The following is an 18,422-nucleotide window of genomic DNA, read 5'->3' as shown; positions in this document are numbered from 1 at the left end:
GCCTACCTCAGCAACGTGGCGGGGTCGGCGCGGCGCAGGCTGCGCATGGCAGCGAGTCCGGACACGGCGGCCAGGGCCATGATCAGTGTCGCGCAAACCAGCGAAATCGGCACATTCAACACCACGGGAACGTTCTGGCTGCGCGCCAGGATCAGCAGCAGGCTGCCGAACACCCCGGCGCTGAGCAGACCCAGTGCGCCGACCCAGAACGCCTGCTCGAGCACGACCCAGCGTAGCGCGCGTACACCCACGCCCAGTGCATTGAGCGTGGCATATTCGCGCACCGAGCCGACCACCGCCGCCACCAGGGTCTGGCTGGTGATCACGGCGCCGACCAGGAACACGATGCCGGCCATGAACAGCACGCCTGCTCCGGCGCCGGTATCGAACAGCCAGAACAGTACCGACCGGCGTGCGAACGCCTTTGCGGTCCATACCTGGTAGGGCCCGAATCCATTGTGGTTGCTCAGGCGGGCGGCCACACGGGGTGCCTGCTGCGGATCCTTCAGGCGCGCGATCAGATAGGTCGGGCGCTCGGCATCCGAGGCGTCACCGTCCAGCCGCCTTGCCGTGGTCAACGATGCGATCACATTGACTCCCCCCAGCGCCCGCAGTCCGGTGGTGGTGCCGACGATGCGCACCTGTCGCCCATTGATGCTGGCCAGGCTGCCGACATGGGCGTTCAGCTTGGCAAGGTCCGCACGATCCACGACCACAGCGTCGGGTTCACCCAGGCGCGCCCGCAACTTCTGTGAAAGCACGTGATTGAACATCATGCCGTTGGGTTCTGGATTGATGCCGCAAACAAACACCGACACTTCGCCGGAATGGCCCTTTGCGGTATGCCAGTTGCCATCCACCCAGTGGAAGCGTTCGACCGACCGCACGGCCGGGTCCATCAACAGCAGGGTGGAAAGGTCCGGGTTGATCGCACGACCTTCGTTGACGCTTTGCGTACCCGGGTAGCCGACCCACAGGTCGCCCCCGGAGCCGGTGACATAGACACTGGCGCTGCCGAAGATGCCCAGCACCAGCGCAGCCTGCAACAGCTGCAACAGGCCGGCGAAGCCGACCGAGAGTACGGCCGGAAGGAAGCGGCGCCATTCGTAGATCAGCGTCTTGCGCGCGAGAGCCACCATCAACGGGATCCCACCGGAGCGACAGCGGTTCCATCGTTGCTGCCCTTGGTCGTGCCCAAGTCCGCGATCGGCGCCCCGCCCAGGGCCTTGTACAGGGCCACGTAGGCGATGTCACGAGCGGCACGCGCCTCGACCAGCGCCTGCCGGGCCTTGTCGCGCGTGATCATGCTGTTGGCCTGCTCGATATCGCTTGCCAGTCCCAGATGGACGCGTTCGGCCTGCTGTCCGGCAGCCTGTCCAAGCGCCTTGACGGCCTGCTCGTTGGCCTTTTCGCGCGCACGTTGCTGGTTCAGATTGCCGAGAGCGGTCTCGACATCCGCAATGCCCTGCAGCACGGCCTTGCGATAGGCCAGGACGCTGGCCTTGAGCTGGTGATCCCGCGCATGGGCTTGAGCCTGGCGCATGCCCCAGTCGAACAGTGGCAAGGAGATGACCGGTCCGAGCGATCCGATGTAATTGAATTCGTATCGCTTGTGCGTGATCGTGCTGGTCGACCACACCAGCGAGCCTCCGATCCCGATGTCGGGATACATCTTGGCCCGCGCCATCCCCAGTGCCGCCGTGGCTTGCAGCACGTCGGCCTCGGCGCGCGCAATGCCCGGTCGGGTACGCAGCAGGTCTGCAGGGACGGACTGGATATCGCGCGAACCCAGTGCCGGCAGCGTGCCCGCAGCGAACCACGACGACGCGGGCTCGCTGCGCCCCAGAAGCAGCGCCAGACGTTGCGCCGCGGCGTTCGCGCGCGCGCGCGGTACGCTGAGTGCGGCTTCGGCATCTGCAAGTGCCGCCCGGGCTTCCGCCTGCGCCCGGGGGGCGTCCAGACCAAGCTTCACGCGCACGGAGATTCGCTGGAGGTTGGCTTTCCGGGCGTCCCGGATGTGCTTCATCAGGCCGAGCTCGTGCTCGGCCGCGCGCAGGTCGATCCAGTTGCGTACCACCTCCGCCACCAGCGAGACCCGGGACTGGCGCAGATCGGCAACGAACGTGTCGAGATGACCCTGGGCGGCACGCTCGGCGGCCTTGCGACGTCCGAACAGGCCCAGTTCCCACTGGGCATCGAAACCGAGGGTGAAATAGGAAGCGCTGGCATCGGGGTCGACCGGATGGCCGGTTCGAAAATCGAGCGACGGCAGGAACGGGGCGTCGGCGTGAGCATACAGCGCCCGTACGGCGCGCAGGCGCTCGACGGCTTGTGCGACATCCAGGTTGGACTTCAGCGACTGCGCGACCAGCTGGTCAAGGCGGGGGTCGCCGAAGGCCTTCCACCAGTGGTTCAGATCAGGGGCGGGAGCGCCTGATGCGGCGGGCTGGTTTCGCCAGTGACGGGGCATTGGTGTGGCGAGTTTCGGCACACGCACCGCGGCGCACCCGCACACCAAGGTAAGAACCGACGCCAGCAAGCCGGTTCTGGCGCCGATGCGCTGGATGCGTTTGCGTTGTGACACTCGGCTCATGCCTTGGATTCCAGGGGCGGAAAGTGGATTTCGACGCGCAGTCCATGCTTGCTGCTGCGCCTGTAGACAACACGCGCGTTATGACGTTCGGCGATGTGACCGACAATGGCCAACCCCAATCCGGTGCCGGTTCCATTGCTGTCGGGGTCGCGAAAGAAGCGTTCCCCCAATCGAGGAAGCATTTCTGCATCGACGCCCGGACCGTTGTCCTCCACGCTGATGCAGGACCGCCCTTCGACGTCGACTTCCAATCCCACGGTCACGCTGCCATCGCGTCCGGCATAGCGCAGTGCATTATCAATGAGATTGTCCACCATTTCCTGAAGCTGGGCAGAATTTCCGGGTATCGGGGCGGCTTCCTCCGGTCCCTCGTATCCCAGGTCGACTCCGCTGCGCCAGGCTTCGTGCAATCGTGGCTCGATGGTCTGCCTCAACAGTTTGGCCAGGTCGACAGGCTGGTGCCGGGACCTCGGGTTGGGTGGTGCCTGCGCGCGGGTGAGCGCCAGCAACTGGTTGGATGTGCGCGTGACCCGCGCGGTCAACGTGCCGATATGCTGCAGTGCGTCGCGGAGCGTCTCATCTTGGGCATGCGTGCGTGCGCGATCCACATGCAGGGCCAGTCCGGCCAGCGGCGTTCGCAACTGATGCGCGGCGTCGGCGATGAACCGTTCGTGCAGGGCAATCAGTTCGCGCTGGCGGGCAAACAGGCCGTCGATGGTTCGAGTCAGCGGCAGCAGTTCCACGGGGACATCGCTATCCTCGATTGGCGTCAAGTCGCGCTCGCGGCCTGCCAGCCTGCGGGTGAGCGGTTCCAGCACTTTCAATCCGGAACTCACGCCGAAACGCACCAGCAGCAGCAAGACGACGATCAGCATTGCTTGCAATGGCACGGCGAGCAGGAGGATCTGTCGCGCCTGGCGCCGTCGCGAGCGCATGTTCTCGCCCATGCTGATGGTGATGATGTCTCCGGCTCTCGAGGGATTGGCGATGGCGATGCTGGCCACGCGCAACCGGGTGTCATGCAGTTTCGCGTCACTCAGGATCGGAGCTTCACCCGGATGCATGGGCTTTGCCGGCATCGGCAGGCTATGGCTGCCGTCGATCAGTCCGTCACGGGCGCTGCGTATGGCGAAGTAGTCGCGACCGTCCGGATCGTACTCCAGCAGAAAACGTGCCTGTGGGCTGAGGTCTCCATGGTTCGAGTTGCTCTTGAGCATCAGGGCCACGGTCAGCGCATCTTCGGCCAGGTCGTTGTCATGCACATGATTGGCATAGGCCAGCGCCACGCTGTAGGTCAGGCCCGCATCAAGGATGAGTGCCACCAGCATGGGGATCAGCAGGAACATCAGCAGCCGACCGCGCAGGCTGGGACGACGGGGTCCGGCTTCTGCCACTGGAGATTTCGAGGTCTTTCCGGAACTCATTCGTCCCCGCTCGCGTCGCTGCTTTCCTCCAGCAGGTAGCCCAGGCCGCGGACCGTGCGAACGCGTGTCCCCGAACCGCGTAGTTTCCTGCGCAGGCGGTGTATGGCGATGTCCAGGCCGTTGTCGGTCAACTCCTGGTCCCAGTTGCAGAGGGCCTCGATCAACTGAGAGCGACTGACCAGACGGTCGGTGCGCGTGGCCAGCGCCTCAAGCAGGCCGAATTCGCGCGCCGTCAGCTCGAGATTTTCATTGTTGACCCGTACCCGTCGTCCCGGCAGGTCCACACGCAGACGGCCAATGCCCAATTCCGGGGTCCCGCGGCTGGCACGGCGGCGGAGCAGGGCACGCGTGCGAGCGGCGAACTCGGCCAGTTCGAAGGGTTTGACCAGGAAGTCGTCCGCCCCGTAATCGAGCACGCGCACGCGTTCGTCCAGTTCGGTGCGGGCGGTCACCACAAGCACGGAGATGTCGTTGTGGTTCTGGCGCAGTCGCCTGAGGACGTCGCTACCGTCCATCGAGGGCAGGCCAAGGTCCAGTACCAGAAGGTCATAGTCATGGTCATTGAGTGCGATATCGGCCATGCGGCCATCCCGAAGGTGGTCGACGATATGCCCGCTCTCACGCAACGAGGCGCTGAGGCCGGCGGCGATGGCGGGGTCATCTTCTGCAAGCAGGACGCGCATCTATCATGGATCCATGCGGGGAGAGACGTCTGCGGATACGGCAAATTGCACCTTTTTCACAACCGGATAGCGTAGGCCGCCAAGCTTAGTATTTGCCTTGCACACCACGATCACCATGGACATCGGGCCGCGCGGCGGGGAAGGGATGGCACGGAGTCAGCGGCAAGCCCGCAATGGCATGACGTTCGGCTATTGTACCGGCTTTGCCTGTACTTCATGCTGGGGTGAGTAGGGGCAGTGTGGTCCAGTCCATGCGGCAATCCATACGAGGGGCAAGGGGAACATGATACGTATTGATCGTTACGCCATCGTTTTGTACGTGGCCACGCTGGGGGTGTGTCTGAGCACATGGGCAGTGGCCGCTACCCGCGTCAGTGCCCGTCCCGCCAGGGCGACCAGCACGGCCCCTGCCGCGGCCAGCTCCGCGCTGACGCCGATTCCATTCACCTCTCCGGATGCGCAGAACATCCAGGTGGCCAGTGCCCCGGATGCCTGGGGCGGTCCGCGCACTTCCGCGGATGCCACACTGTCCGATCGCGTCACCAGCTATACCATCCAGGCCACGCTGGATCCGGGCAAGCATACGGTCGATGCCAGTGAAGTGATGACCTGGCGCAACCGCAGCGATCGGCCGGTGGACAAGATCTACCTGCACATGTACCTGAATGCCTTCGAGGGGCCCGGCAGCACGTTCTTCACCGAGCGCCGCATGTTCTCGGGTTCGGGCGGATCGCGTGGCGCAGCGAAGCTGAAGAAGGGGCAGTGGGGGTACATCGAGCTGAAACAGGTCCAGCAGGCAGGACAGGCCGTTAAATGGCGCTACGTGCATCCGGATGGCGGCCCCAGCACCGACCATACGGTGGTCGAGATGGACCTTCCGCAAGCGGTGCCGGCCCACGGCACGCTGAGCCTTGACATCAATTTCCACGACCACCTTCCGCGCGTGGTCGAGCGTACCGGCTGGTGGGGCAAGTTCCACCTGGTCGCGCAGTGGTTTCCGAAGATCGCGGTGCTGGAACTGCCCGGTGAGCGCGGCGCAAAACACTTGCGCTGGAATGCACACGAGTTCCATTACCACAGTGAGTTCTATGCCGATTACGGCAACTACGATGTCCATCTGACGGTGCCCAAGGGTTACACCGTTGGCGCCGTGGGCCATGAGCAAGGCACGCCGGTCGAGAAGGACGGCAAGGTCACGCACCACTTCGTGCAGACCGACGTGGAAGATTTCGCCTGGGTAGCTGCACCGGGCTACAAGACCCTGGAAACGACCTGGACCGGGCCGGGCAGCCCCCAGGTGAAGGTTCGGGTGATCTACCCGCCCGAGTACAAGGTGGTGGCCCAGCCAACGCTGCAGGCCACCACCGATGCGCTGACCTATTTTTCCAGGACGCTTGGACCTTATCCGTACACCACGGTGACGGCGGTGGTGCCGCCCCTGAACGCCAGCGAGGCTGGCGGCATGGAGTATCCGACCTTCTTCACGACCGAGCATGCCACCGAGTTCACGCCTGGCACGATCAGTCAGTTCGAGATCGATTTCGTGACCATCCACGAATTCGGCCATGGCTACTTCATGGGCATCCTCGGTTCCAACGAGTTCGAGGAGCCGATGCTCGACGAGGGCATGAACCAGTACTGGGACCAGCGCATGCTGACCGACCGGAACCAGGACATCTATCCGGTCACCCCGCTGTTGAAGGACCTGGGTATCGAGTTCGGCATCCGTCCGTTTGTGGCCGAGCGTGCCAGCGGCGTGCTGGGTATCGACGTCCCGTCCGACTCGCTCGACTCCAATTCCTGGGATCGCATTTCCAACACCAGCTATGGCTCGGTCTATTCGCGTACCGCCAGCACCATGCGCACGATCGAGAACCTGGTCGGCCGCAAGGCCATGGGCAAGGCCATGAAGCTGTATTACGAGCGCTGGAAATTCCGTCATCCCAGCGCGGCCGACCTGCGCGATGCGCTGGCCGAGGGCACCGGGCGACCCAAACTGGTCGATCAGATCTTCGCCTCGCAGGTCTATGGCACGCGCAAGGTCGATGCCAAGGTCGTCAGCGTGGACAGTAGCGAGCAGGTACCACGTCCGGGTACCGAGATGAAGGACGGCAAGCGCGTGACCGTGACGGCCAAGACGGTCGACAAGCAGATCAGCGATGCGCGCGCAGCCTGGAAGAAGATCCACAAGAACGCCAAATACGGCGGACCGTACCCTTGGCACACCGTGGTCACGGTGCGCCGCACCGGTGCACCGATTCCGCAGACCCTGCAGGTGAAGTTTGCCGATGGAAGCGAAAAGACGGTGCAGTGGACCGACCACAGCCGCTGGAAACGCTTCGATTTCGACCAGCCGACTAAGGCGGTCTCGGCCGAACTGGATCCCAAGCACAAGGTGCTGCTGGATGCCGACAAGCTCAATGACAGCTATGCGGTGAAAGCCGACGGCAGCGCCTCGCGGCGCTGGAGCGCGGACGCGCAGGCCCTGTTGCAGAGCTTCTACACCTTTGTGGGGACCCTATGAGCATGAAACGACGAGTCGGATTCGGCGCGTTTCCGCGTGCCCTCGCTGCCGGACTGCAGTGGAAATTGCTGTTGCTGTGGTTCGTGTTCACCCTGATTCCCGCGCTGGTGGCCGCGCGTCCGCTGCATGCCATGCTGGCCGGGCTGATGGATCATTCCGTGCATGCCGATGCGTGGGCGCGTCACTTCAATGGCCTGGCGATGACGGACACGATTGTCAACGTGATGCGACATGGCGGCTTGGCCCTGGGTGCGGCTGCAGGCCTGGGGCTGATCCTCACGCTATTGCTGGCGCCGTTCCTGACCGGCATGTCGGTGGTCGCGGTGCGCTCGGCGCATCGACCGGGTTTTGGGGAGCTGATGCATGGAGGACTGCACGAGTACTGGCGGCTGTTCCGCTTCATGATCTGGGGGTTCGGGCTGATGGGCTTTGCCTTCGGCCTTGGCGGACTTGCCATGGCAGTGGCCTCCAGGCATGCAAAGGAGGTCGTGCTGCAGTCACAGGCGGACTTGGGCAATCACCTGGCGATGCTGACCATGGTGGTCTTGCTGGTGCTCGCGCACAGCATGGTCGAGGCCGGCCGTGGCCAGATCGTGGCTGATGCCGGCCTGCGCTCGGCAACCACGGCATTCTTTCGCGGCATGGCCACGCTTTTCAGGCGTCCGTTGTCGACCCTGGGGATGTACCTGGGCGTGACCGTGATCGGCTTCATCGTCTGGGGCCTTCTGGGTTTTTGGCGCACGCACCTGGTCGCGGCCAGCTGGGGCGGATACGCCCTGGCATTCGTGGCGACGTTGCTGATCGTGGCTGCCATGGCCTGGATGCGCACGGCCCGACTGGCGGCCTTCGGTGCGGTGGCGCACGCTTGCATGCGCTCGACCAGCGTCACGGTCGCGCCTGCCTGACACACCACGCCACGGACTTTGGCAAACCCCCGGTGACGCACCGGGGCTTTATGTTTCAGGGAGGCGGGTTCAGGCTTCGCCGCGATTGGGCGGGTAGTAGGCAAACACATGCGTGGGTCCGCCGTGGAAGTCGATCGATTCCACGAATTCGCCGCCCAGACGCTTGGCGACCCGGTCCGAAGCCTCATTGCCGTCGCGCACCAGACTGATCACGCGCTTGAGACGCAATTGCTGCCAGGCAAATTGCAGCGTGGCCAGACTGGCCTCGGTGGCGTAGCCGTGCCCACGTTGCTCGGGGCGGAGCATCCAGCCCAGTTCGACACTGGGCCAACCTTCCGGATACATCAAGCCGACACGGCCCACGAACACGTCGTCCTCGCGGCGCTCCACGGCCCACATGCCGAAACCGCGCAGCCGCCAGTGCCCCAGGAGCATGGCCATGGAACGCCATGCGTTCATGCGGTCCAGAGGCACGCCGCTGCCGACGAAACGGGTGCTTTCCGCATCGGCCAACATGGCGGCGTAATCGTCGAAATGCCGATCCGCAAGCGCAGTCAGGCGCAGCCGCTGGGTTTCGAGAATGGGAATGTCGATCATCAGGTACCGATCAGTGCCGCAAGCGCCCGGGTCGAGATGGACAGGCTCTGCGACCATGTGTATCCGGCGATCTTCTCACCACTTGCGGCGTCATTGAAGCTTTCCTGTTCGCCGGGTGGCAGCAGGTGCCGGTAGTCGACGGTGATCTCGGTGCCTGCGGCAAGGTCCGCCGTGGCAAAGATGAAGCCCAGATGCCACAAGCCGGTCGGTTCGAAGCTGTGGTTGACATAGCACTCGTCAGGCCAGTCCGGGGACAGGGTGTAGCGGTCCTCGAACCAGCGCGCGCAGGCATGGCGCTGTGCGCGCAATGTTTCCGAGCCATCGATCTCGGCCAGGCTCCAGGTGCGGTCGATGGCATCGGGCGCGACGATAATGCTGCCGGCCCCCACGTGCTGGTGGATGAAAAGACCTTTGCCTGCCCCGGCAATGGCCGAAGAGGTGATGCGATAGCGTGGAAGGATCATGCACTCGAGCCTCGATTCTGCGTAATCGCGCGAGTCTAGGCGGGTGCAACTGTATCGGCAATGCCGGAGCGACGCGATCCTGCGTCGCTCCGGCCACCGGTGGTTTCCGGTGTGATGCGCCAGCCCGTTGATGCGGGCCGGAGATCGCCATCCGTGGCAGCGTCGCGGACGCCCGCAAGGGCTGTCCGCATTCCGTGGCGGGCCCGGTTACTTGCCCTTGCCCAGCCGGATGTCCTTGCGGTTGTGTTCAAGCGTCGACTTGCCGATGCCCTTGACCTTGGCCAGGCCTTCGATGCTCTTGAAGCGCCCATGCGCCTTGCGGTACGCGACGATGGCGCGGGCCTTGGCCGGACCGACACCCTTCAGGGAATGGGCGATGGTCGCGGCATCGGCGGTGTTGATGTTGACGGGTGTGGCCGCCAGCAAAGGCAGGCTGAAGCTCAGGGCCAGGAGGAGTGCAGAGAGTTTGCGCAGCATGATGTGCTCCTTGCGTTGAATGGATGTCGGGCGTGTTCCGGTGCCCGAGGACCATGCTGAACTAATCCGGGCCGCACGTCTGCAGGCGAGTGCCGGAAAGCATGGCCGGGGCGTGCTGCGTCGGGTGTCAGGGATGGTCGATTCAGCGTGTGGGCATGGCCCGTCTTGATGGCGGGTTGCGCAGGTGGCGGCTGATACAATGCCTGCATGTCGAATAGGGAGTTCAGCATGGACAGCAGCCGCATCAGGTCGTACGTCGAGGGTTTGTGGGACGACGAGGTCGTGCCGCGACTGGTCGAATACATCAGGATTCCGAACAAATCCCCCATGTTCGACAGCGACTGGGTCGAGCACGGCTACATGGACGACGCGGTGGCCCTGATGGAACGTTGGGCGCGTTCGAAACTCGACAAGCTGCCCGGCGCCACGCTGGAGGTGGTGCGTCTTCAGGGCCGTACGCCGCTGATCTTCATCGACGTGCCGGGGCAGGGCGACGATACCGTGATGCTCTACGGCCACCTGGACAAGCAGCCGGAGATGAGCGGCTGGGCCGACGACCTGGGTCCGTGGAAGCCGGTGATCAAGGGCGACAAGCTGTACGGTCGCGGTGGCGCCGACGACGGTTACGCGATCTTCGGCTCGCTGACCGCGCTGCTGGCGCTGCACGAGCAGGGCGTGGCGCACGCACATTGCGTGATCCTGATCGAGGCCTGCGAGGAGTCGGGCAGCTACGATCTGCCGCACTACGTCGACCACCTGGCCGAGCGCATCGGCAACCCCTCGCTTGTGGTGTGCCTGGACTCGGGCTGCGCCAACTATGACCAGCTGTGGCTGACCACTTCGCTGCGCGGCATGACCGGTGGCGAGCTGTCGGTCGAGGTGCTGACCGAGGGCGTGCATTCGGGCGATGCCTCGGGCATCGTGCCGGATAGCTTCCGCATCCTGCGCCAGCTGATCTCGCGCCTGGAGGACGAGACCACCGGCGAGATCCGGCCGCGAGAGCTGCATGCCGAGATTCCCGACGAACGCATGCAGCAGGCGAACCAGTGCGCCGAGATCCTCGGTGACGAGGTCTACGACAAGTTTCCGTATGTCCAGGACATGAAGCCGGTCACCGACGACCGTGTCGAGCTGATCCTCAACCGCACCTGGCGCCCGCAGCTGGCCGTGACCGGCATCGAGGGCCTGCCGCCGCTGGCCAGCGCTGGCAACGTGCTGCGCCCGGTCACCGCAGCCAAGCTCAGCCTGCGCCTGCCGCCCACGGTCCACGGCGAGCGCGCCGGCCAGTTCGTCAAGGAGCTGCTGGAGGCCGATCCGCCGTACGGCGCCAAGGTGACCTTTACGCTGGAGAAGAACGGCGGCGGATGGAATGCGCCCCCGCTGTCCCAGTGGCTGGCCGACGCGGTCTCCGCGGCTTCGGAAAGCTACTACGGCAAGCCGGCGGCCTACATGGGCGAGGGTGGCTCCATCCCGTTCATGGGCATGCTGGGCGAGAAGTTCCCCGAGGCACAGTTCCTGATCACCGGCGTGCTGGGCCCACACTCCAACGCGCACGGCCCCAATGAGTTCCTGCACATCCCCACCGGCAAGCGCGTGACCATGGTGGTGGCTGACGTGCTGGCACGGCACTACACCAAGGGGGCCTGAGCCGGCCATGGCCGAAGACACGCTCTCGCAGCGATGGGAACGCGTCCGCGCGGGCGTGGCCGCGGCCTGCCGGCAGGCGGGCCGGGATCCGTCCGAAGTCACTATCCTGCCGGTCAGCAAGACGCACCCGGTCGATGTCATCGAGCAGGCCCTGGCCCTGGGCTTGCAGCGTCTCGGCGAGAACCGCGTGCAGGAAATCCGCGACAAGGCCGCGGCGCTGCCGGACCGCGGCATCGAATGGGTGGTGATTGGCCACCTGCAGACCAACAAGGCCAAATACGTCGCGCAGCTGGCCCGCGAAGTGCAGTCGCTGGATCGCCTGGATCTGGCCGAGGCCCTGCAGCGCCGCCTGGACATGGAGCAGCGCGAACTGGACGTGTTGGTGCAGGTCAAGACTTCTCCCGAACCGAGCAAGTACGGCCTGCCGCCCGAGGACCTGCTCGATTTCCTCGAAAAGATTCGGGAATTCCCCTGCCTTCACGTGCGCGGCCTGATGACCATGGCCATCCAGTCCGACGACGAAACGCCTGTACGCGCCTGCTTCCGCATGCTGCGCGAACTGCGTGACCGCGCACAGGCCGCCGGCCACGACCTGCCGCGCCTGTCTATGGGCATGAGCGGTGATTTCGCGCTGGCGATCGACGAAGGAAGCACCGAGGTGCGCATCGGGACGGCCATCTTCGGGACACGAGCCGCGGGTTGATCGGCCAGGCCGGTAAGGCTGTTGCATGACGCCGTGGCGCATGGGGCCGTGGTCGCGGAGCCATGACTCTTCAGCTGCAAACCGAGGCGTTGCCGGCATCGTCAGTCAAGCCTGAAAGGTGTGGCCATTACGGTATCGGAACAGCGCGCTTCGGGGCCCGCTCTTGCATCCTGAATGTGTGGGATGTGCTGACCGGGAAGAATATGGTGTCCGTCCAATCCGGGCCTGCTCGATGTTGAATGCGGGTAGACCTTTTTGTGCTTCCCCGGAGGGTGCGCGAGCTGGATGCCGGCAGAGCAACGGTTTTTTTTCGACCACGGACTGGAAATGGCCTTGACCCAAGGCATGTGGGTTCAGGCGAAGACGCAGATGGGCGAGTTGTGCCGGTCCTGGCGGTCCTTGATTGCAGCGGCAGGGCGGCTTGGTTGCTTGATTCCAACCGGGCCATGCCCCGAACTGCAGTCGATCGCAGGGGACAGGGGGCGCAGGTGTGCGAAACTTCTCGTATGGGCCGCGAGCCCACTCAACGCGCCATGGGTCGACCTGCTGCGCAAGCAACGCGCCCAGGAGACGCGCAAGCCATCACAACGAATCGCCTGTCGGGCGCCCCTACCCCGTGGATGCAGCCCGAAAACGACCTCACGCAACCCCGAATTCCCGCTGCCGAAACCAGCCGGCAATACTCATGCGCGGGCGTGCAGGCGCCAGCACCTCGTGCTCGAAGTCGGCTGACAGGAACAGCGCCAGGCGACCCATGGCCGGCAGGATGTCGTGATGGGTGCCGTCCGGCAAATACAGGCGCAGGGCGCCGGCGTCGGCGTCGGTCCAGTCGCGGTTGAGGTATAGCACCGTCGACAGCACCCGCGCGTCGTCGTCGCGAAAGCGGTCGCGGTGGCGGTCATAATGGGCGCCGGCGGGATAGACCGCGTAGTGCGCTTCCAGTTGCTGCAGGCCCAGCAGCAGGCGGCGGTTGAGCGCGTCACGCAAGCCCAGCATGCGGGCGAGGAAGGTGGCTTGCGGCACGCTGAAGCTTTGGTCCAGCCAGCGCGTGCGGTCGCCGCGTACGGCGGCGGCCAGGCGTCGCTTGCCGCTGCGCCCCACCGCTGCCGGTTTCAGGCGCGCTTGCGCGTCCATGTCCAGGCATTCGTCGGCCAGCGCCGCGACCAGGGACGTTTCCAGCAGGCCGTCATGCACACACCAGCCGCTGCGTTCGATCGCATCGGCAATGGACTGGAACTCAGGGTCGGTCATGCCCATCTATACAAGGTTCGCTGAGCCGCACGATGACGCGGCCGGTCGCGCACGATACCCTTTCCCCCGCTGTTTTGCATGAGGATTCCCGATGTCCTATGACCTGCCTCCCGCGACCCGGGCGCTGCTGATCGCCAATGTGGTGATGTTCCTGCTGCAGCTAGTCACCGGCGATGCCAGCGCCTTCGGCGCGATTCATCATCTGGGCTGGATGACCGAACACCTGGGCTTGTGGCCATGGGGACCCGACCATGTCGGATATGACGGAAACGGCAACTTGCTGCATGTGGGCTTTCGTATCTGGCAGGTGGTCAGCTATGGCTTCCTGCACGGCAGCGTCACCCATATCGCGCTGAACATGTTTGCCTTGTTCATGTTCGGCGGCGTCATCGAGAAGACCTTTGGCCGTCGCCATTTCCTGATTTTCTATTTTGTCTGCCTGATCACCGCCGGACTGACTCAGCTGGTAGTGACGCATTTCCTCAACAACGGCTTCTACCCGACCATTGGCGCTTCGGGCGCCATCTTCGGCCTGCTGCTGGCCTTCGGCATGCTGTATCCGAACGAACGCATCATGCTGATCATTCCGCCCATCCCTATGAAAGCCTGGGTGTTCGTGACCGGCTACGGCATCATCGAGCTGGCGCAGGGCGTGCTGGGTACGGAGGCGGGGGTCGCGTATTTCGCCCATCTGGGTGGAATGCTGGGCGGATTCGTGCTGATCCAGTACTGGCGCGGCAAGCTGCCGATCAAGCCTCGGCGCCGCCTGATGCGCTGAGTTTAATGCGCGCGAGACGGGGTCTGCGCGGATGCGTCCTTGCGACATCCGCACCGGGTTGCGCGGGGATCAGCGCAGGGACAGGAAATCCGGGCTGGCGACGAAGCGCACGGCTTCCAGGCGCAGGCGAGCTTCCGGAAGGGCCTTCTCCAGTGCCGCCAGTTCCGCAGCCAGGTGTTCGATCTCGTCTTCGCGTACAGCCGGGTTCACGCCGCGTAGCGCGCGCAGGCGTTGCAGCTCGCCGCCCAGCTCCTGTTGTGCTCTTTGCAGTGCTTGCGCAGACCGTTCGGTGGCCTCTTCGCCGGCCAGGGCCTCGGCACGTTCCAGCATTGGAGGGACCAGCTGTGCGATGAACTTGCGGTAGCGGCCGATATCGGACTTGCGGTCGCTGGCGCGCTGCAGCGCTTCGGCCGAGGGGACATAGCCGTTACGCGGGTTGAGCCGGGTGTCGACCGTGGCCATCAGCGGGGTGGGCGGCAGAAAACGTTCGGCGTCCAGGCGTTGGTCGGCGACACATTCGAGCACGAACACCGCCTGCAGCAAAACGCTGCGCATGGGCAGCTTGCCTTCGATCAGGAAGGCGGCGTTGCCGCTCTCCGAGGACAGCAGCAGATCCATCGCAGCGGAAATCATCGGGTGGTCCGGCCGCAGCAGCGCCAGGTCTTCGCGGACAAGCGCCGCCCGTCGGCTGAAGGTGGCCGCCCGTGGGCCGTCACCGAGGCCCGGTAAGGATTCGGTGGTCAGGTACTCGGGGTCCAGCATGACACTGTCGAAATCGATCTCGTCAATATGCACGCCGAAGTGTTCCAGCAGCCGCTGGATGAAGGTGTCGCGCACGGCGTCGCCATCGGCCTCGCCCAGCGCCTGTTCCAGAGCTTCGGCCTGCGGGGCGCGCTGTGCGGCAAGTTCCAGCAGGCGGTCACGTCCGCCCTGCATCATTGTGGCCAGCTCCTTGTGCATGGCCTGGGTCTCGGCAATCAGTGCGTCGAGTTCCTGGTCACGCCCGCCGCCGTCACGGGCATGCGCCTGGGCCAGCTCGGTCAGGGTCGTGCCGAAATGGCGCAGCAGCTCGCGCCCGTCTGCTGGGCTTTTGCGCAGGCCGTCGATGCCTTCGTCATGCCAGCGCGCCAGCATATGTTGTGCACTGTCGCGGACCAGCGGGATGTGGATGACGATGTCGCGGTTCTGTCCGATACGGTCCAGTCGACCGATGCGCTGTTCCAGCAGGTCCGGATCCAAAGGAAGGTCCCACAGCACCAGCCGATGCGCGAACTGGAAGTTGCGCCCTTCCGAGCCGATCTCCGAGCACAGCAGCAGGCGCGCGCCGTCGGCCTGCGCGAACCAGGCCGCGTTGCGGTCGCGCTGCAGCAGGCTCAGGCCCTCGTGAAAGCGGGCGACGCCGGTCCCCGTTCGCGTGCGCAGGGCCTCCTCAATGGCCAGCACCTTGGCGCGGGTGCGGCAGATCAGCAGGAACTTGTCCTGGGCGTGCGTTTCCAGCAGCTGGACCAGTGCGTCGATGCGCGGATCGCCGCCGTAGTCCGGTTCCAGCTCCGCGGGTGGCTGCTGCACGTCGGCGTGGAATTCGCCCAGCATCGCCTGACGCCGGGCCTCGCTGACCTTGGCGGCATCGATCATCTGCAGTTCGGGTACGCGGCGGGGAAAACCCCCGACACTGGCGCGGCGGTTGCGGAACATCACACGGCCGGTCCCGTGGCGATCGATCAGGGCATCGATCAGGGCATCGGCCGAGTCGTCGGTTTCGGGATAGGCGGCCAATGCCGCCAGGGCTGCGTCATCCCCGCTCAGCTGGGCGGCCAGGGTGGAGCGCTCGTCCTCATCCAGGATAGTCTTGTCCAGCAGCTTGTCGGCAATGCGTGAAAGCGCCACGAAGTGCGTGGACTCTTCCAGGTAGCGGTCCAGGTCGCCGTAGCGCGCCGGATCCAGCAACCGCAGTCGCGCAAAGTGACCGCTGCGACCAAGCTGCTCCGGCGTGGCCGTCAGCAGGATGACCGAGGGCGTGACTTCGGCCAGCGATTCAACCAGGGTGTAGCGCGGACTGGCCTGTTGCGGGGACCACTCCAGGTGATGCGCTTCATCCACCACCAGCATGTCCCAGCCGGCTGCAAGCAGTTGTTCCCGGCGCCGTTCCGAAGGATCGAGCAGGCTGAAACCGGCGATGACCAGTTGCTCGTCCTCGAACGGATTGCGCCCGTCGTCGGCCTGTTCGATGGCCTCGCAACGTTCCTCGTCGAAGATCGCAAAGGCCAGGTTGAAGCGCCGCAACAGCTCCACGAACCACTGGTTGACCAGGGCATCCGGCAGCAACACCAGGACCCGGTCGGCCCGGCCGCTGGCGATCTGGCGGGCGAGGATCATCCCGGCCTCGATGGTCTTGCCCAGGCCGACCTCGTCAGCGAGCAGGACGCGTGGCGCGGCGCGCGCGGTGGCCACGCCGGCCACGCGCAACTGGTGCGGGATCAGATCAATACGCGCCGACTTCAGGCCCCACGCCGGGGAACGCCGCGCAGCGGCACGACGTTCCAGTGCTTCCATGCGCAGTTCAAACTGCGCAACCGGATCGACCCGGCCACCGGTGAGGCGCTCGTCGGCCTGCGAAATGCTCTGCTCATCGTCCAGTTGGCCTTCATGCAGTTCCCGTCCTTCGCCGCGGTAGACCAGCAGGCCCTCCTGCTCCTCGATTCGCTCGACCACGAAGGCGAAGCCCTTTCCGGCCACGCGTTGCCCGACCCTGAATTCCGCGCGTACCAGCGGCGCCGAGTCCTGTGCATAGGGACGAAGCACATCGGCCTTGGTGAACAGCATCTGCACACTGCGCCCCTCGACGCGCAGCACGGTGCCCAGGCCCAGCTCGGGCTCGGCGGTGGAAATCCAGCGTTGACCGGGTTTGAACATCAGCGAAGGAGAGCTCGGGGAAACCAGTAATTATCCCCCCATGAGGGCGCGGATAAAAGCGCGTGCATTTGAAAGCACATGCATGCGGCCAAGAAAAAGGCGTCGCACTTGCGCGCGACGCCCGAAGAAGGCGCCCCGGAAACGGTCCGGGGCGGATGCTGGTGTTACCAGATATTCACTCGCTTGTCGGCCGGACGCACCATCTTGTCCCCCGGCTTGCACTGGAAGGCCTGGGCGAAGGCTGGCATGTTCGACGGCGCGCCGATGGCACGGAACTTGTCCGGTGAATGCGGATCGGAGTTCAGCCGCACCATGGCCGCCTTTTCGCGGGTTTCACCACGCCATACGCGTGCCCAGTTCATGAAGAAGCGCTGGTCTTCGGTGTAGCCGTTGATCTTTTCCTTGGCTTCAGCCGGGTGATTCTTGAGGGCCGTCTGCAGGGCGTCATAGGCGATGTTGAGGCCGCCCAGGTCGGCGATGTTCTCGCCCAGGGTCAGCTTGCCGTTGACGTGCAGGTCTGGATGGTCGGCCAGCGGCACATAGGCGTTGAACTGCTTGACCAGCTTTTCGGTACGCGCGTCGAATTTCTTGCGATCAGTCTTGGTCCACCAGTTTTTGAGGTTGCCGTTACCGTCGAACTGGCTGCCCTGGTCGTCGAAGCCGTGGCTGGACTCATGGCCAATCACCGCACCGATGCCGCCGTAGTTGATGGCGTCGTCGCCATGGGCATAGAAGAACGGCGGTTGCAGGATGGCAGCCGGGAAGTTGATGGTGTTGTTGGTCGGGTCGTAGTACGCATTGACCGTCTGCGGCGTCATGCCCCAGTCATGCCGATCGGTGGGCTTGCCGATCTTGGCCAGGTCGTAGTCATAGTTGAACTTGTCGGCGGCCTGCATGTTGGCGTAAAAGTTGTCCGGCACGATTTTCAGGCCCTGCCAGCTGCGCCACTGATCCGGATAGCCGATCTTGGGCAGGAACTTGGACCACTTCTCCAGTGCCTTCTTCTTCGTTTCCGGGCTCATCCAGGCCAGATTCTGGATGCGCTGCTTGAGCGCTTCGCGCACGTTGTGCACCAGTTGCTTGGCCCGGACCTTGTCTTCCGGCGGGAAGTACTTGGCCACATACAGCTGGCCAAGGGCCTGGCCCATGGCGGAGTTGACCGCGCCCAGGGAGCGTTTCCACTGCGGTCGCTGCTGAGGCTGGCCGTTCAGGGTCGTGCCGTAGAAATCGAAACGGGCGTCGTCGAAGTCCTTGGACAAATACGGTGCGGCCCCGGAAATGGTGTGGAACTCGAGGTAGGCCTTCCATTGCGACAGGGGCGCCTTCGCCAGCAGGTGGTCGAATTCCTTGAAGAATTTGGGCTGCGAGAGCGAAAAGCCCTTGTCGACGGTCACGCCCTGGGCCTTGAAGAACTGCTTCCAGCTGAAATGCGGCGTGGCCTTGTCCGCATCCGCCACCGATAC

General features: G+C 64.6%; 15 protein-coding genes. 5 read left to right on the top strand and 10 right to left on the bottom strand.

What is annotated here, in order from left to right; translation table 11 throughout:
• Nucleotides 1-2: 2 nt before the first annotated feature.
• The 4 genes from PF446_RS09925 to PF446_RS09910 are packed head-to-tail and all read right to left on the bottom strand — an operon-like array spanning nt 3 to nt 4,700.
• The gene (locus PF446_RS09925; protein ID WP_298071270.1) at nt 3-1,139 is read right to left on the bottom strand and encodes an ABC transporter permease; all 1,137 of its coding nucleotides are present in this window, start codon (nt 1,137-1,139) and stop codon (nt 3-5) included.
• Nucleotides 1,139-2,593 (bottom strand): efflux transporter outer membrane subunit, encoded by a 1,455-nt coding sequence (locus PF446_RS09920; protein WP_298071269.1) that lies wholly within the window; start codon nt 2,591-2,593, stop codon nt 1,139-1,141. The genes PF446_RS09925 and PF446_RS09920 overlap by 1 nt, the downstream gene beginning before the upstream one ends.
• Entirely contained in the window at nt 2,590-4,017 is a 1,428-nt protein-coding gene (locus tag PF446_RS09915; RefSeq protein ID WP_298071268.1) for a sensor histidine kinase, read from the bottom strand. Before PF446_RS09915 ends, PF446_RS09920 begins: the two co-directional genes overlap by 4 nt.
• Nucleotides 4,014-4,700, bottom strand: a complete 687-nt coding sequence (locus tag PF446_RS09910; RefSeq protein WP_298071267.1) for a response regulator transcription factor — start codon at nt 4,698-4,700, stop codon at nt 4,014-4,016. Before PF446_RS09910 ends, PF446_RS09915 begins: the two co-directional genes overlap by 4 nt.
• A gap of 283 nt (nt 4,701-4,983) precedes the next feature.
• Here PF446_RS09910 and PF446_RS09905 point away from each other — a divergent pair, with 283 nt between their 5' ends.
• Nucleotides 4,984-7,224, top strand: coding sequence for a M1 family metallopeptidase (locus PF446_RS09905; RefSeq protein ID WP_298071266.1), 2,241 nt, complete (start codon nt 4,984-4,986; stop codon nt 7,222-7,224).
• 2 nt (nt 7,225-7,226) lie between these two features.
• Nucleotides 7,227-8,129 carry a hypothetical protein gene (locus PF446_RS09900; RefSeq protein ID WP_298071265.1) on the top strand — a complete coding sequence of 301 codons (903 nt, stop codon included), beginning with the start codon at nt 7,227-7,229 and terminating at the stop codon, nt 8,127-8,129.
• 69 nt (nt 8,130-8,198) lie between these two features.
• Here PF446_RS09900 and PF446_RS09895 read toward each other — a convergent pair whose 3' ends face one another.
• The 3 genes from PF446_RS09895 to PF446_RS09885 form a co-directional block, all read right to left on the bottom strand.
• Nucleotides 8,199-8,726 (bottom strand): GNAT family N-acetyltransferase, encoded by a 528-nt coding sequence (locus PF446_RS09895; protein WP_298071264.1) that lies wholly within the window; start codon nt 8,724-8,726, stop codon nt 8,199-8,201.
• Nucleotides 8,726-9,190 (bottom strand): SET domain-containing protein, encoded by a 465-nt coding sequence (locus tag PF446_RS09890; protein WP_298071263.1) that lies wholly within the window; start codon nt 9,188-9,190, stop codon nt 8,726-8,728. The genes PF446_RS09895 and PF446_RS09890 overlap by 1 nt, the downstream gene beginning before the upstream one ends.
• A gap of 207 nt (nt 9,191-9,397) precedes the next feature.
• Nucleotides 9,398-9,667 (bottom strand): helix-hairpin-helix domain-containing protein, encoded by a 270-nt coding sequence (locus PF446_RS09885; RefSeq protein WP_298071262.1) that lies wholly within the window; start codon nt 9,665-9,667, stop codon nt 9,398-9,400.
• Nucleotides 9,668-9,895: 228 nt separating this feature from the next.
• Here PF446_RS09885 and PF446_RS09880 point away from each other — a divergent pair, with 228 nt between their 5' ends.
• Together PF446_RS09880 and PF446_RS09875 are read left to right on the top strand one after the other, a co-directional pair.
• A complete protein-coding gene (locus PF446_RS09880) occupies nt 9,896-11,314 on the top strand; it encodes a M20 family metallopeptidase (protein WP_298071261.1) in 1,419 nt (472 codons plus the stop codon).
• A 7-nt stretch (nt 11,315-11,321) separates the two neighbouring features.
• Nucleotides 11,322-12,017 carry a YggS family pyridoxal phosphate-dependent enzyme gene (locus PF446_RS09875; RefSeq protein WP_298071260.1) on the top strand — a complete coding sequence of 232 codons (696 nt, stop codon included), beginning with the start codon at nt 11,322-11,324 and terminating at the stop codon, nt 12,015-12,017.
• 639 nt (nt 12,018-12,656) lie between these two features.
• Here PF446_RS09875 and PF446_RS09870 read toward each other — a convergent pair.
• The gene (locus PF446_RS09870; RefSeq protein WP_298071259.1) at nt 12,657-13,268 is read right to left on the bottom strand and encodes a 2OG-Fe(II) oxygenase; all 612 of its coding nucleotides are present in this window, start codon (nt 13,266-13,268) and stop codon (nt 12,657-12,659) included.
• A 91-nt stretch (nt 13,269-13,359) separates the two neighbouring features.
• Between PF446_RS09870 and PF446_RS09865 the strand changes: the two genes are divergently transcribed.
• On the top strand, nt 13,360-14,046 hold the full coding sequence (locus PF446_RS09865) for a rhomboid family intramembrane serine protease (protein WP_298071258.1): 687 nt from the start codon (nt 13,360-13,362) through the stop codon (nt 14,044-14,046).
• A gap of 69 nt (nt 14,047-14,115) precedes the next feature.
• Here the strand turns inward: PF446_RS09865 and rapA are convergent, their stop codons facing one another.
• Entirely contained in the window at nt 14,116-16,959 is a 2,844-nt protein-coding gene (rapA, locus tag PF446_RS09860; protein WP_298071257.1) for an RNA polymerase-associated protein RapA, read from the bottom strand.
• A gap of 164 nt (nt 16,960-17,123) precedes the next feature.
• Nucleotides 17,124-18,422, bottom strand: a 1,299-nt coding sequence (locus tag PF446_RS09855; protein ID WP_298071256.1) for a M13-type metalloendopeptidase, incomplete at its 5' end; no start/stop codon positions are given.

It is taken from the genome of Oleiagrimonas sp. (assembly GCF_027858935.1).
GTDB lineage: Bacteria > Pseudomonadota > Gammaproteobacteria > Xanthomonadales > Rhodanobacteraceae > Oleiagrimonas.
Note: the sequence above shows the minus strand (reverse complement) of the source record. Positions and strands in the feature narration are given on the sequence as shown.

Bases quoted from the DNA above. Each gene is read 5' to 3' on its own strand.
- PF446_RS09920 (WP_298071269.1), bottom strand. From the start codon at position 2,593: ATGAGCCGAGTGTCACAACGCAAACGCATCCAGCGCATCGGCGCCAGA.
- PF446_RS09915 (WP_298071268.1), bottom strand. From the start codon at position 4,017: ATGAGTTCCGGAAAGACCTCGAAATCTCCAGTGGCAGAAGCCGGACCC.
- PF446_RS09890 (WP_298071263.1), bottom strand. From the start codon at position 9,190: ATGATCCTTCCACGCTATCGCATCACCTCTTCGGCCATTGCCGGGGCA.
- PF446_RS09875 (WP_298071260.1), top strand. From the start codon at position 11,322: ATGGCCGAAGACACGCTCTCGCAGCGATGGGAACGCGTCCGCGCGGGC.
- PF446_RS09885 (WP_298071262.1), bottom strand. From the start codon at position 9,667: ATGCTGCGCAAACTCTCTGCACTCCTCCTGGCCCTGAGCTTCAGCCTG.
- PF446_RS09895 (WP_298071264.1), bottom strand. From the start codon at position 8,726: ATGATCGACATTCCCATTCTCGAAACCCAGCGGCTGCGCCTGACTGCG.
- PF446_RS09880 (WP_298071261.1), top strand. From the start codon at position 9,896: ATGGACAGCAGCCGCATCAGGTCGTACGTCGAGGGTTTGTGGGACGAC.
- PF446_RS09910 (WP_298071267.1), bottom strand. From the start codon at position 4,700: ATGCGCGTCCTGCTTGCAGAAGATGACCCCGCCATCGCCGCCGGCCTC.
- PF446_RS09905 (WP_298071266.1), top strand. From the start codon at position 4,984: ATGATACGTATTGATCGTTACGCCATCGTTTTGTACGTGGCCACGCTG.
- PF446_RS09870 (WP_298071259.1), bottom strand. From the start codon at position 13,268: ATGACCGACCCTGAGTTCCAGTCCATTGCCGATGCGATCGAACGCAGC.
- PF446_RS09865 (WP_298071258.1), top strand. From the start codon at position 13,360: ATGTCCTATGACCTGCCTCCCGCGACCCGGGCGCTGCTGATCGCCAAT.
- PF446_RS09925 (WP_298071270.1), bottom strand. From the start codon at position 1,139: ATGGTGGCTCTCGCGCGCAAGACGCTGATCTACGAATGGCGCCGCTTC.
- PF446_RS09900 (WP_298071265.1), top strand. From the start codon at position 7,227: ATGAAACGACGAGTCGGATTCGGCGCGTTTCCGCGTGCCCTCGCTGCC.
- rapA (WP_298071257.1), bottom strand. From the start codon at position 16,959: ATGTTCAAACCCGGTCAACGCTGGATTTCCACCGCCGAGCCCGAGCTG.